The 13,142-nt window shown below is 50.4% G+C and carries 17 protein-coding genes; 13 read left to right on the top strand and 4 right to left on the bottom strand.

Translation table 11 applies throughout. The features are described 5' to 3' along the window. Positions 1 to 53 precede the first annotated feature (53 nt). Positions 54 to 1,448 carry an argininosuccinate lyase gene (argH, locus tag METMI_RS0102455; RefSeq protein WP_019864620.1) on the top strand — a complete coding sequence of 465 codons (1,395 nt, stop codon included), beginning with the start codon at positions 54 to 56 and terminating at the stop codon, positions 1,446 to 1,448. A 109-nt stretch (positions 1,449 to 1,557) separates the two neighbouring features. On the opposite strand, the gene METMI_RS22995 is transcribed toward argH, so the two are convergent. The 4 genes from METMI_RS22995 to METMI_RS26685 all read right to left on the bottom strand — a co-directional run bounded on the left by METMI_RS22995 (position 1,558) and on the right by METMI_RS26685 (position 3,376). Continuing rightward, a complete protein-coding gene (locus tag METMI_RS22995) occupies positions 1,558 to 1,917 on the bottom strand; it encodes a helix-turn-helix domain-containing protein (protein WP_019864619.1) in 360 nt (119 codons plus the stop codon). A 210-nt stretch (positions 1,918 to 2,127) separates the two neighbouring features. Beyond that, the gene (locus METMI_RS27355; protein WP_198008002.1) at positions 2,128 to 2,514 is read right to left on the bottom strand and encodes a transposase; all 387 of its coding nucleotides are present in this window, start codon (positions 2,512 to 2,514) and stop codon (positions 2,128 to 2,130) included. 128 nt (positions 2,515 to 2,642) lie between these two features. After that, positions 2,643 to 3,074 carry a helix-turn-helix domain-containing protein gene (locus tag METMI_RS22990; RefSeq protein WP_019864175.1) on the bottom strand — a complete coding sequence of 144 codons (432 nt, stop codon included), beginning with the start codon at positions 3,072 to 3,074 and terminating at the stop codon, positions 2,643 to 2,645. Positions 3,075 to 3,199: 125 nt separating this feature from the next. Continuing rightward, positions 3,200 to 3,376, bottom strand: a complete 177-nt coding sequence (locus METMI_RS26685; protein ID WP_156829750.1) for a hypothetical protein — start codon at positions 3,374 to 3,376, stop codon at positions 3,200 to 3,202. Between the two features lie 74 nt (positions 3,377 to 3,450). Here METMI_RS26685 and METMI_RS0102435 point away from each other — a divergent pair, with 74 nt between their 5' ends. From METMI_RS0102435 to METMI_RS0102380, 12 genes are all read left to right on the top strand, one after another. Beyond that, a complete protein-coding gene (locus METMI_RS0102435; protein ID WP_029151445.1) occupies positions 3,451 to 3,993 on the top strand; it encodes a YceD family protein in 543 nt (180 codons plus the stop codon). Next, positions 3,993 to 4,178 carry a 50S ribosomal protein L32 gene (gene rpmF, locus METMI_RS0102430; protein ID WP_019864615.1) on the top strand — a complete coding sequence of 62 codons (186 nt, stop codon included), beginning with the start codon at positions 3,993 to 3,995 and terminating at the stop codon, positions 4,176 to 4,178. The genes METMI_RS0102435 and rpmF overlap by 1 nt, the downstream gene beginning before the upstream one ends. A gap of 79 nt (positions 4,179 to 4,257) precedes the next feature. Beyond that, the gene (plsX, locus tag METMI_RS0102425; protein ID WP_269634416.1) at positions 4,258 to 5,286 is read left to right on the top strand and encodes a phosphate acyltransferase PlsX; all 1,029 of its coding nucleotides are present in this window, start codon (positions 4,258 to 4,260) and stop codon (positions 5,284 to 5,286) included. Further along, positions 5,283 to 6,251: a beta-ketoacyl-ACP synthase III gene (locus METMI_RS0102420; RefSeq protein ID WP_019864613.1), complete on the top strand. Its 969-nt coding sequence runs from the start codon at positions 5,283 to 5,285 to the stop codon at positions 6,249 to 6,251. The genes plsX and METMI_RS0102420 overlap by 4 nt, the downstream gene beginning before the upstream one ends. A gap of 29 nt (positions 6,252 to 6,280) precedes the next feature. Next, positions 6,281 to 7,252 carry an ACP S-malonyltransferase gene (gene fabD, locus METMI_RS0102415; protein WP_029151444.1) on the top strand — a complete coding sequence of 324 codons (972 nt, stop codon included), beginning with the start codon at positions 6,281 to 6,283 and terminating at the stop codon, positions 7,250 to 7,252. Further along, the gene (gene fabG, locus METMI_RS0102410) at positions 7,242 to 7,973 is read left to right on the top strand and encodes a 3-oxoacyl-ACP reductase FabG (protein WP_019864611.1); all 732 of its coding nucleotides are present in this window, start codon (positions 7,242 to 7,244) and stop codon (positions 7,971 to 7,973) included. The genes fabD and fabG overlap by 11 nt, the downstream gene beginning before the upstream one ends. 137 nt (positions 7,974 to 8,110) lie before the next feature. Continuing rightward, complete coding sequence (acpP, locus tag METMI_RS0102405; RefSeq protein ID WP_019864610.1) at positions 8,111 to 8,341, top strand: acyl carrier protein; 231 nt, start codon at positions 8,111 to 8,113, stop codon at positions 8,339 to 8,341. Positions 8,342 to 8,425: 84 nt separating this feature from the next. Continuing rightward, complete coding sequence (gene fabF / locus METMI_RS0102400; RefSeq protein ID WP_029151443.1) at positions 8,426 to 9,670, top strand: beta-ketoacyl-ACP synthase II; 1,245 nt, start codon at positions 8,426 to 8,428, stop codon at positions 9,668 to 9,670. Positions 9,671 to 9,700: 30 nt separating this feature from the next. Next, the gene (gene pabC / locus METMI_RS0102395; RefSeq protein WP_019864607.1) at positions 9,701 to 10,543 is read left to right on the top strand and encodes an aminodeoxychorismate lyase; all 843 of its coding nucleotides are present in this window, start codon (positions 9,701 to 9,703) and stop codon (positions 10,541 to 10,543) included. Next, entirely contained in the window at positions 10,530 to 11,534 is a 1,005-nt protein-coding gene (gene mltG / locus METMI_RS0102390) for an endolytic transglycosylase MltG (RefSeq protein ID WP_019864606.1), read from the top strand. Before pabC ends, mltG begins: the two co-directional genes overlap by 14 nt. Further along, positions 11,531 to 12,154 carry a dTMP kinase gene (gene tmk / locus METMI_RS0102385; RefSeq protein ID WP_019864605.1) on the top strand — a complete coding sequence of 208 codons (624 nt, stop codon included), beginning with the start codon at positions 11,531 to 11,533 and terminating at the stop codon, positions 12,152 to 12,154. The genes mltG and tmk overlap by 4 nt, the downstream gene beginning before the upstream one ends. Beyond that, on the top strand, positions 12,151 to 13,140 hold the full coding sequence (locus METMI_RS0102380; RefSeq protein ID WP_019864604.1) for a DNA polymerase III subunit delta': 990 nt from the start codon (positions 12,151 to 12,153) through the stop codon (positions 13,138 to 13,140). Before tmk ends, METMI_RS0102380 begins: the two co-directional genes overlap by 4 nt. Positions 13,141 to 13,142 lie beyond the last annotated feature (2 nt).

Here is a 13,142-nt window from a genome sequence, read left to right as displayed (position 1 = left end):
TAGGCCGCTAAACGGTATAATCAGCGCATTTTTCCAGGTGCTTTAAAAATATTATGACTTCCGTTAATTCCGAAAAGCTTTCCAGTGCCCGTTTTGCCCAGGCGACCGACGCCTTCGTTGAAGTTTTCACCGCTTCGGTGGATTTTGACCAGCGTATGGCGCATCAGGATATCCAAGGTTCCATTGCCCACGCCACCATGTTGTGTGCTTGCGGCATCCTGACCGTGCCGGAACGGGATGCCATTATCAGTGGCTTGACACAAATCGGCAAGGAAATAAGCAACGGCGAATTTGTCTGGTCGATCAAGCAAGAAGATGTCCATATGAACATCGAAGCGCGGTTGACCGACATGATTGGCGTTGCGGGGAAAAAACTGCACACCGGGCGTTCGCGCAATGACCAGGTCGCCACCGACATCCGCCTGTATTTGCGTAGTGAAATTGTCCAAATCACCGCCCAATTGACACGCCTGCAAACCGCCATCCTTAATTTGGCGGAACAACACGCCGACACCATCATGCCCGGTTTCACGCATTTGCAAGTCGCCCAGCCGATCACCTTCGGGCACCACCTGATGGCCTGGTTTGAAATGCTGCGCCGTGACCGCGAACGCCTGGATGATTGCGCCAAACGCATTAACGTCATGCCTCTGGGGGCGGCGGCTCTAGCGGGGACTAGCTACCCGATAGACCGCTTTATGACCGCCGAACTGTTAGGTTTCAGCCGCCCGTCCGCCAACTCGCTGGATTCCGTCAGCGACCGTGATTTCGCCATCGAATTCGCCGCCGTCGCCAGCCTCATCATGATGCACTTGTCGCGGTTTTCGGAAGAATTGATCCTATGGTCTAGCGCACAATTCGATTTTATCGACATGCCCGATGCCTTTTGCACGGGTTCGTCCATCATGCCGCAAAAGAAAAACCCCGATGTGCCGGAACTGGTGCGTGGCAAATCCGGCAGGGTGACGGGGCATTTGGTGGCCTTGCTGATGTTGATGAAAAGCCAGCCCTTGGCTTACAACAAAGACAACCAAGAAGACAAAGAACCACTGTTCGATACCGCCGACACGCTGATCAATTGCTTGCGTGCTTACGCCGACATGGTTCCGCATATCACGGCGAAAAAGGCCAATATGTACACAGCCGCCAAACGCGGTTTCGCCACCGCCACCGACTTGGCGGATTATCTGGTGCGTAAAGGCATGGCTTTCCGTGATGCGCATGAAGTAGTGGGCTTGGCGGTGCGTTTGGGTTTGGAAACCCAGCGCGATTTGTCCGAGCTGACGCTTGCCGAATTACAAGGGTTTTCGGTATTGGTCACGGAGGACGTGTTTGCGTATTTGACTTTGGAAGGCTCGGTTGCGGCGCGTCGGCATATCGGCGGCACTGCGCCGGAAACCGTCAAAGCAGCCATCCAGTCAGCGCGGCAGATTTTGGGTAACGCTTAACTCGTAAGACGCTTTTTGTAGGGTGCAATACGCTAACGAGACTGTGAAAGTATTCAAAAACTGTCCGAATGTCACTTTATAACTAATTGATTTTTATTAATTATAGGAGTCAAAAAACATGTTTTTTGACTCCTAAACCGAATACTTTCACAGTCTCTAACGCTATTGCGTCCAATTGGGCGCGGAACAGCGCGATTTCTTCCGGCGTGTAAATCGGTGGCCGCCCGGAGCGCGGCAAATCCCCAAGCCCGCCGACGCCTTGTGCGTTGAAGCGGTCGATCCACTGGCTGATAGGGTCACGGTCAACCTGGAAAATGGCTTGTAGCTGGTTTATCGTATGCCCGCTGCCGCTCAGCAACAAGGCGTGGGCGCGTCTTCGCACCTTAAAGTTTGGGTGGGTCTTGTAAAGCGCATCCAACTCTTGCTTGTCTGTGTCGCTGAGTGGCCGGACAAATTTTAAACGTGGCATGGGGGCGGTGGCTCAAAAAGCTTATATTTTATACCCTTTAACTTATGTCAAATTACTTATGGGGGTTGTCAAAAATCGCGGAATGTATGATATGTGTTAATACGGTTTTAACGGCTATAAAATATCTAGGATTCAACGCCGGTTTGAAAGGTTATGGTGGACGGTGGCCTGTTTAGGGGTGCGGGCCGTAAGCGGATGCGCCCATCCGGGTCAACATGGGTTAATATGGGAAGTTGCCGTGCCGTATATCGCTGGTACGAATCTGTTATGTGCTTCAGGGCTATAGGGCGGCAGATAATGCAACACGACACCTTGCGCCATCCAGTCGTCGCGGCGTGCCAAAAAGGCGCGGCTGGTGTGCATGGAAGCGTTGTCAATAATGACGACGCACGGTTTTTTATGGACGGCGTAGCCGTCGCCATAGTGTGCGGCAAACAGGTCGAAGGCCCCGGCCACCTGTTCAGTTTTGACGCTCCCTTCAACGGTGTGGAAAAAAGACCGGCTGTCCCGGGAAACAAACCCCAGGACATTGAGGCGCTGGCTATGGAAACAGGGGATTTCCAACGTCTGGCCTTTGGGTTGCCAGGCGTAAGGCACGGAGGACGCGGTGCTGAAGCCGGATTCGTCAAAATAGAACAGGCTGATTTTGTCTTCATCGTCCCATTTTTTCAGGGCGGTTTGGATGTCCTTGGCCTTGGCAAAGCCCTCGGCACAACGCCTGCTTTTTACGGAGCGCCTGCACCGCCGCCATGAATAACCGGTTTTTTTAAAATGCGCCTTAACGTCCCGGTCGCCGACTTTTTCCGGGTCCGGGCCTCCAGAAGGGCTTGGGCCTGCTTGATTTGGCGCGGTTCTTCGTCCAATTGGGCCCGGAACAGTGCGATTTCTTCGGGCGTGTAAATCGGTGGACGCCCGGAGCGCGGTAAATCCCCAAGCCCGCCGACACCTTGCGCGTTGAAGCGGTTGATCCACTGGCTGATAGGGTCACGGTCAACCTGGAAAATGGCTTGTAGCTGGTTTATCGTATGCCCGCTGCCGCTCAGCAACAAGGCGTGGGCGCGTCTTCGCACCTTAAAGTTTGGGTGGGTCTTGTAAAGCGCATCCAACTCTTGCTTGTCTGTGTCGCTGAGTGGCCGGACAAATTTTAAACGTGGCATGGGGGCGGTGGCTCAAAAAGCTTATATTTTATACCCTTTAACTTATGTCAAATTACTTATGGGGTTTGTCAAAATAATGTAGTGATATTTTTATACGGTTTTAACGGCTATAAAATATTTAGGATTCAAGAGGTAAAGGTTATGGGGACGGTGCTGTTTAGGGTGCGGGCGTAAGCGGATGCGCCCATCCCGGTCAAATGGGTAATATGGGAAGTTGCCGTGCCGTATATCGCTGGACGAATCTGTTGATGTGCTTCCTCATGATGGCCGGTTACAATGCCGCCTGTTGATGGGCGGGGCATGCCCAATACATTAAAAATGCTTTATATTTTGAATGTTTGACGCTTTTGATGTTTCCATATATCATTGTGCGGTTATGTTAGCTCGATTACCTGAATACATAGACCCTTTGCATCTCGCCGACAAACGAGGCGTGTTAAAGGGCCAAATCCCTTTGCATAACCTGAAGCGTTTGGCAGACTTGCTGTCCGATGATTCGGGGTCGGTTGCTATTGAACTTTTTTTTCAACGCGAAGGCCGGTTGGCAACGATTGATGGCCGCTTAGAGGCCGTTTTACAACTGCGCTGCCAGAATTGTTTGGAAGCATTGGAATGGCCTGTCAATAGCGAAGTCAAATTAGGCATCGTCACCTCTATAGAGCAAGCGGATAAGTTGCCCGAAGAGTTTGAGCCGCTGATGCTTGAAGGCAAAACCATCTTGCTTAAGGACATTGTCGAAGAAGAGGTATTGCTGGCTTTGCCGGCATTTCCAAAACATCAGCACGCTTGTTTTGAGACCAGCCACTTTGAAAAAGATATACCAACTAACAAAGCAGAATCATTTGTGGATGAGAAACCATCATCCCGTGAAAACCCTTTTTCCATCTTAGCCAATTTAAAAAATACTGGAGATTCCTAATGGCCGTTCAGAAAAGTAAAGTATCACGTTCAAGACGTGGCCAACGCCGTTCACACGATGCGTTAACTAGCCGCGCATTGACCCAAGACCCTATCACCGGTGAAATGCACTTGCGCCACCACATGACTCCCGACGGTTATTTCAAAGGCCGCCAAATTGTTGGTGCCGTTGTTGAAGAAGACTAAGGTATTTTCCAATACCTGATGATGCGCCGAACCTTTGCGGGTTCGGCTTTTTTAATTTATGGCGGGGTCACCAGGCAGAGTGGGTTTAACAATTTCAATTGATGCAATGGGCGGGGATTACGGTCTTGATGTGACTGTGCCTGCCTCATTAGATTGCTTAAAGGATAATCCGGACTTGATGCTGATTTTGGTTGGCGACGAGGTTTTGCTTAAGCAACATTTGGCGCAAGCATTGGTTGACTATCAAGGGCGGTTGTCCATCCATCATGCCTCACAATGCGTGGCTATGGACGAATCGCCATCCAAGGCGTTAAAAAATAAAAAAGACTCGTCAATGCGGGTCGCCATCAATTTGGTGCGCGATGGGGTTGCTGATGCCTGTGTCAGTGCCGGTAACACGGGGGCATTGATGGCGACGGCCCGTTTTGTTTTGAAAATGATCCCAGGGGTGGACCGTCCGGCTATCGTGTCGACCTTGCCTTCCATTTACGGGCATACCCATGCTTTGGATTTGGGGGCGAACGTCGATTGTACCGCTGAACACTTGTTCCAGTTTGCCGTTATGGGCGCGGAATTGGTCAAGGCCATCGAGCATATTGACCGTCCAAAAGTAGGCTTGCTGAATATTGGCGAAGAGGAAGTTAAAGGCAACGAGCAAGTCAAGGCGGCAGCGAAGTTGCTGGAAAATTCCTCGCTGAATTATATCGGTTATGTCGAAGGCGACTCCTTGACCGCCGGCAATGTGAAAGTGGATTTGATCGTCGCTGACGGGTTTGTCGGCAATGTCGCCCTGAAATCTATTGAAGGGGCGGCAAAAATGATGAGCGCCTCGTTGAAAGAAGCCTTTGGCAAAAATTTGTTGACCCGTATGGCGGCTTTGGCGGCTTATCCTGTGCTTAAGGCATTAAAAAAACGTATTGATCCACGGCGTTATAATGGCGCGAGTTTTTTAGGCTTGCGTGGCTTAGTGATTAAAAGTCATGGCGGGGCGGATGTGTTGGCCTTTAAAACGGCGATACAATTGGCGGAAATTGAAGCAAAAAATGACGTGATCAGAAAAGTCAGCGAGCAAATCCAATTAGTCTTAGCTCAAAGGGAAAGTATATGAGCCATTATTCAAGGGTGATAGGCACGGGCGGCTATTTGCCGGAAAAAGTGTTGACTAACGAAGAAATCTCTCTGACGGTGGAAACATCCGATAGTTGGATACATGAGCGTACTGGCATTAAAAGCCGCCGTATCGCCGCCGCCCACGAAAGCGCTTCAAGCATGGCTGAAATCGCCGCCAGACAGGCCATAGAGGTTGCTGGTTGTGATCCGGAAACAATTGATCTGATTATTGTGGCAACCGGGACGCCTGACCGTGTTTATCCGAGCACAGGCTGTTTATTGCAGCAGCGTTTGGGCATAAAGAACGCCGTTGCTTTCGATGTCCAAGCCGCCTGTTCCGGTTCAATCTTTGGTTTGAGCATTGCTGACCAGTACATCAAGTCCGGTGCGGCGAAAACCGTCTTGGTGGTCGGTTCGGAAATTTGTTCGCGCATTGTCGATTGGACTGACCGTAGCACTTGCGTCCTGTTTGGTGACGGTGCGGGGGCGGTGCTGTTGCAGGCTGCCGAAGAAAAAGGCATTTTGTCCACGCATATCCATTCGGATGGCGAATACGAGGATTTGTTGTATTGCCCCAATCCGCAAGCGGCGGCCAAAGAAAGCGAAGAAGAGGCCGGATATATTATTATGCGTGGCAATGAAGTGTTTAAAGTGGCGGTCAATACTTTAGGCCGTATCGTTGACGAAACGCTGGAAGCCAATGATATGGATAAGACGGATATAGACTGGCTGGTGCCACATCAAGCCAATATCCGCATTATTGCCGCCACCGCCAAAAAGCTGAAAATGTCTATGGACCAGGTGGTCGTGACATTGGAAACCCAGGGCAACACGTCTTCGGCGTCGGTGTTGCTGGCGTTTAATGAAGCTGTCCGTGATGGGCGCATACAGCGGGGTCAAGTGGTGTTGCTGGAAGCGTTTGGGGCAGGTTTTACTTGGGGTTCCGCGCTTATCAGATATTAATTAACTTTATAAAAACAATAAAAATAGTTATGAGCGATCAGTCCACTAATATGGCTTTTGTTTTTCCTGGGCAGGGCTCCCAATCGGTTGGCATGTTAACTGATTTGGCCGCCCACTATTCCGCAGTCAAACATACGTTTGCACGGGCTTCCGAGGCTTTGGGCAAGGATTTGTGGCGTATTGTTACTGTAGACCCTGACAATGAGCTAGACCAAACGCACAATACCCAGCCGATTATGCTCGCTGCTGGCGTGGCGGTTTGGGACATTTGGTGCAAGCTAAGCCCGGTGCGCCCGGCTTGGATGGCGGGCCATAGCCTTGGTGAATACACGGCATTGGTCTGTTCCGAAGCCCTGGCATTTGAAGACGCCATCAAGTTGGTTGCTGTGCGGGGGCAATTGATGCAGGAAGCCGTGCCCGAAGGCGTGGGGGCCATGGCCGCCATCTTAGGGTTGAGCGACCAGGATGTCGAAGCGGTATGTGCTGAAGCGGCAGGTGATGAGATTGTTTCCGCTGTCAATTTCAATACCCCTGGGCAAGTGGTCATTGCAGGCCATCTGGCGGCGGTGGAACGGGCTATGGTGGCGGCTAAAAACAAAGGTGCGAAACGCGCGTTGCCTTTACCTGTCAGCGTGCCGTCCCATTGCGCATTAATGAAACCTGCCGCCGAGAGGCTGGGCGGGTTCCTGTCGGATATCCCGGTCACACGGCCTAAAGCGAAATTGGTCCACAATGTGGATGTGGCGGTGCATAGCGACGCCTTGGAGATAAAAAACATCTTGGCGGAGCAGTTGTACAAGCCCGTGCGTTGGGTGGATACCATTGAGTTCATGCAGCTACAAGGTGTCACCAGTTTTGTTGAGTGCGGGCCTGGTAAGGTGTTGTTAGGGCTAAATAAACGGATTGCTAAACATGCCGGGCATTTCGCCCTGTATGATGCCGAAACGTTGGATAACTTATTGGAAGCACAAGAAGCGGAGATACTGCATTATGAAAACTAAGCAACTCGCAGTGGTGACCGGAGCCAGCCGGGGTATTGGCAGGGCGATTGCCGAACGCTTGGCTGCGGATGGCTTTTTTGTCGTGGGTACGGCCACGACTGATAATGGCGCCGACGCGATTTCCGCTTATCTGGGCGGGCTCGGCAAAGGCGTCAAGCTTAATGTGGCGGATGCCGCGTCGATAGAAGGATTTATCAAAACCGTCAATGACGAATTTGGCGTGCCTGCGGTTTTGGTCAATAATGCCGGGATTACCCGTGACAACTTGCTGATGCGCATGAAAGATGAGGAGTGGGATGATATTATCAATACCAACCTGACTTCCGTGTTCCGCATGTGCAAAGCCGTGTTGCGCGGCATGATGAAAGAAAAATACGGACGTATTATCAATATTTCCTCGGTGGTTGGGGCAACTGGCAATGCCGGGCAAGCCAACTACGCGGCGGCGAAGGCCGGAATGATTGGTTTTGGCAAATCGATGGCTAAAGAAGTCGGTTCGCGGAACATCACCGTCAACACCGTCGCCCCTGGTTTCATTGATACCGATATGACCAGGGAGTTGAATGACGATATCAAAACCAAATTGTTGGCGGGCATTCCGCTCGCCCGTTTGGGTAATGCCGAAGAGATTGCCCATGCCGTCTCTTTTTTGGCGTCATCAGGGGCTGGATATATCACCGGAGAAACACTGCATGTCAACGGTGGTATGTTTATGCCTTAAAATTGTGACATTATTGTAATATGAAAGTATAATTTCCCCACCGTCTGGAATTGCCGGAGACGGGATTTCTAGTAAAACTAACAACAATACTTTTGTAAGCGCACAAAGAAAGCTTACATTGTTTGAGGATAATAATTATGAGTAACATTGAAGAACGGGTAAAAAAGATTGTTGCGGAGCAACTGGGTGTTAAGGAAGATATAGCGACAGATGCTTCTTTTGTGGATGATCTTGGTGCTGATTCTCTTGATACAGTTGAACTCGTGATGGCGCTTGAAGAAGAATTCGAATGTGAAATTCCAGATGAAGATGCTGAAAAAATCACTACCGTCCAGCAAGCCATCGATTACGTAGAAAAACACGTTTGATAGCCATCTAGTGGATGGACTGGTTTCATCCACTAATTCTCTTCCCCTTCTAATTCCTTTCTTGATTTCTTACGGTACATGACATTGAGCAAACGTCGGGTTGTTATAACTGGATTGGGTGCTGTTACCCCTTTAGCTAACACTGTCCCCGAAACTTGGGCTGGCATTATTGATGGTAAAAGCGGTATTAGTTCCATTGATTCATTTGATATTTCGCCTTTTGCAACCACATTTGGTGGCGTTATAAGAAATTTTGACATTAGCCAATACATCGCTGATAAAGATGCCAAACGTATGGATGGCTTTATCCATTATGGCATTGCTGCGGGTTGCCAGGCGTTTGAAGACTCAGGCATCAAAGTCACTGAAGCCAATGCTGAGCGGATCGGTGTTGCAATCGGCTCCGGTATTGGTGGTATCACGGGTATCGAAGAATGTTATGCCACCTATGATAAAAGTGGCCCACGCCGGATTTCCCCGTTTTTCGTGCCAGGTAATATTATCAACATGATTTCGGGTAACCTTTCCATCAAGTACGGATTGAAAGGCCCTAACTATGCCATTGTCACTGCGTGTGCCACGGGCACACACAATATCGGTGATGCCGCCCGCTTAATCATGTACGGTGATGCCGATGTCATGTTGGCGGGCGGTGCGGAGCGATGCACTTCCTCACCCACAGCAATGGGGGGGTTTGCATCAGCTAAAGCCTTGTCACGCCGTAATGATGACCCGCAAGCCGCCAGCCGCCCTTGGGACAAAGACCGTGACGGCTTCGTATTAAGCGATGGTGCCGGCGTGGTGGTCCTTGAAGAATTGGAACACGCCAAAGCCCGTGGAGCGAATATCTATGCCGAATTGGTGGGTTTTGGCATGAGCGGTGACGCTTACCATATCACCACGCCATCAGAAGGCGGTGAAGGTGCGGCGCGGTGCATGAAGTTGGCTTTGCGTGATGCGGGCTTGAATGCCGACCAAGTCGATTACATCAATGCGCATGGCACATCAACCCCGGCAGGTGATTTAGGCGAAACCAAAGCGATGAAAGCCGCATTAGGCGACCATGCCTATAAAGTGGCGGTCAGTTCGACCAAGTCCATGATAGGGCATTTGTTGGGTGCGGCCGGTGGCATTGAGGCGGTGCTCACAACATTGAGCATCAAGCACCAAATTGCCCCGCCAACCATCAACATGGACAATCAAGACCCTGAATGCGATCTTGATTTTGTGCCGAATACTGCCAGAAATATGAAAATTGATATTGCCATGTCCAATTCATTTGGGTTTGGCGGTACCAACGGGTCGTTGATATTTAAACGTTACGGATAGCTGCATTGACAATGGTGCTTTCTGTCAACTATGTATCTTGTCAACGGCAAAGCCACTACAACGCTTGATGTAGCGGATCGCGGTTTCCAATATGGCGATGGGTTGTTCGAAACCATCGAAATATCCAAGCAACAACCTGTTTTCCTGGATCTCCATTTACAGCGGCTACAAACAGGTTGCCAGCGGCTGCATCTCCCGCCTCCGGATATAAAGCTGCTTGTCTCTGAGATAGGCGTGTTTTGCAAGCGGGTGCCGAAGGCGGAACAGGCCGTGTTAAAGCTCATCATCACACGGGGCAAAGGTGGCCGGGGCTACCGGCCACCTGACGCCATCGAACCTTCCCGCGTTTTAAGCCTGCATCCATTCCCTGATTATCCACGTTCATACCAAGAGCACGGCATTGTCGCCCGTTTCTGCGATACCCGGCTAGGCTTAAATCCGGCCTTAGCGGGCATCAAGCATTTGAACCGTCTTGAGCAGGTCTTGGCGAGGGCCGAATGGTCAAATCCCCTGATTCAAGAAGGCATTATGCTCGATTTCAATGGCCAAGTGATTGAGGGCACCATGACCAACCTTTTTTATGTCAAAAATAATACCCTGTATACCGCATTACTGGCCTATTCAGGGGTTGCTGGCGTTATGCGCCAAGTGATCATTAGTCTTTGCCCGCAACAGGCACTCCATGTCATCGAACATAATTATACAAAAGCGGAGCTTTTATCCGCCGACGAAGTTTTTCTCAGCAATGCCATCATCGGCATCTGGCCAGTTAGGCAAATTGAAAACAGCCAATTTCCAGTGGGGCCAATGACGCGGCAAATTCAAGCGTGGTTGATGAAGTTTAAAGTCGTAGGCCTTGATGTTGAAAAATAAAGCAATTGGCCTTGTTGTTTTCGTCTTGGCTGGCATAGGTATATGGGCATGGCTGGATTATCAGCATGAGATCAACAAGCCTTTAATAACAACCAGCGATCCGGTCACGATAGAAATTGTCAAAGGTGATTCTTTTACGCGTATCACCAGCTTATTGCTGGCCCGACAATTGCCGCTTAATGCCTTGTGGTTTAAGGTGTTGGCCGTGCAGAAAGGGGTTTTTAAACAGCTGAAAACAGGCGAATATGAATTGACGCCAGGATTGACCATGCAAGCCCTCTTGGCCTTGTTGGTGTCAGGCAAAACCAAGCACTATGCCATCACTTTTCCTGAAGGCTGGTGTTTCCGGCAGATCTGGCAGGAGATCGAGCAAGACCCGCATCTCGAACATACGCTCAACGCTTCCGATACGGACGCATTAATGTTGAAGCTGGGCGCTACAACACGGCATCCCGAAGGCCTGTTCTTCCCGGACACCTATTTTTTTGAAAAACACACGACCGATGTGGCGTTGCTGCAAAGGGCCTATGCGAAAATGCAGACGGTCATTGATCAGGAATGGCGCAATAAAGCCGAACAATTGCCCTATAAGACCCCCTACGAGGCCCTGATCATGGCTTCAATTATCGAAAAGGAAACCGCCGCCAAATCCGAGCGGGCCCTGATCGCAGGCGTGTTTGTCCGTAGGTTGCAATTAGGCATGCGCTTACAAACCGACCCGACGGTCATTTACGGTATCGGCAAAGATTATCAAGGTGACATCAGCTATCAAGACTTAAAAACCCCGACGCCTTACAATACTTATGTGATTGACGGCCTGCCCCCCACGCCTATCGCCATGCCGGGGCAAGAGGCGATTAAAGCCGCCTTGCACCCCGACCAGTCCGAAAACCTTTATTTTGTTGCGCAAGGCGACGGCACACATGTTTTTTCTGCGACATTAAAAGCGCATAATCAGGCGGTGAATGAGTTTCAGAGGAAGAAAAAATGATACGCGGCAAATTTATAACGTTGGAAGGGGTGGAAGGGGTTGGCAAAACCACCAATCTGGCGTTTATCAAAGAACATTTAGAAAAATACGGCATTCCTGTCGTTGTCACCCGCGAACCGGGTGGAACCCTATTGGCCGAAAAAATCCGCCATTTATTGCTGGACGCAAACAGTGAAACTGTCACCGAACAGGCTGAATTGCTGATGATGTTTGCCGCTAGGGCGCAGCACATCAAGCATGTTATAGAACCCGCTTTGGCACAAGGCAATTGGGTGTTGAGCGACCGTTTTACGGATGCGACCTATGCTTACCAAGGTGGCGGACGCAATATGAAAGTCAGCACGATTGAATGGCTGGAGCATTTTGTACAAGGCCATTTGAGGCCTGACTTAACCTTGTTGCTCGACGCGCCCGTTGAAATCGGTATGGCACGGGTCAGGAACCGTGCGGTAATTGACCGGTTTGAGGCGGAAAAAGTCAGCTTTTTCGAACGGGCCAGGCGCGGTTATTTGTTGCAAATGGAATTGCACCCACACCGCATCAAGCTGATTAAAGCCAACCAGCCCCTAGTGGAGGTGCAACGGGCCATCACTGAAACGCTACGGATCCTGTTACGATGAAGCTGTTACCGTGGCAGCAACAAAACTGGGCGCAGCTACACCATTACATTATCCAGCAACGCATTCCACAAGCCCTGTTGATTACGGGCAAGAAAGGCTACGGCAAGCAGCAGCTCGCTAGGCAATTTGCCCATAGCTTGTTATGTGGGCATCTTGATAACGACGGCCTGGCGTGTGGAAACTGCACCAGTTGCCTGCTGTTTGCCGCCGGAACCCACCCCGATTTTATCGCCATCCAGCCGGAAGAAACTGGTAAACCGATTACCGTAGATCAAATCCGCACCCTGATCACGCGGATTAGCTTGAAACCCCAGTTTGAAAAATCCCGTATCGTTTTGGTCAATCCGGCGGACGCCATGAACATCCAAGCGGCGAACGCGTTTTTAAAATCTTTAGAAGAGCCGACCGAACGCACCGTAATCCTTTTAATCAGCAATCAACCTGCCAAATTGCCGGCGACAATTGCCAGCCGTTGCCAAAAAATGGCGATTGCCCCTGTTGGCCAGGAACAATTAAGCGCTTGGCTTAGCCAACAAAACCCAAATATTTCACCGGCAGACTTGCCTGTGTTGTTGGCTCTGGCGCAAAATGCACCCTTACTGGCGTTGGAGTATGCCAACCAGGGCGCTCTACAACTGCGGAATAGCTGCTTCAAGGCTTGGCTGGACATCGCCAAACAGCAAACGCATCCGGTCATCGTCGCCGAAAGCTGGCTGGCTTTGCCTGAACCCCAGTTGCTGTTTTGGCTTAGCTCATGGGTGATGGATTTGATTCGGTGCGCTTATCAGGCGCAACCTGGCAACCTATTTAACCCTGACTTGAATGAAACCCTGCACAGCCTGGCCCAGGGCTTAGCGCTAAAAAAACTCTATGGCCTATATGATTTGCTGCTTGTTAGCCGCCAACGCCTTGAAACTACCATCAACAAACAGATCCTTTTTGAAGAAATATTGACCTATTGGTCCCAGCTCAATCAGAGTAAATAAAC

This window comes from Methylovulum miyakonense HT12, from assembly GCF_000384075.1.
In the GTDB taxonomy this organism is placed as follows: domain Bacteria; phylum Pseudomonadota; class Gammaproteobacteria; order Methylococcales; family Methylomonadaceae; genus Methylovulum; species Methylovulum miyakonense.
The sequence above is the reverse complement of the archived record's forward strand: the minus strand, read 5'-3'. Positions and strand labels throughout refer to the sequence as shown.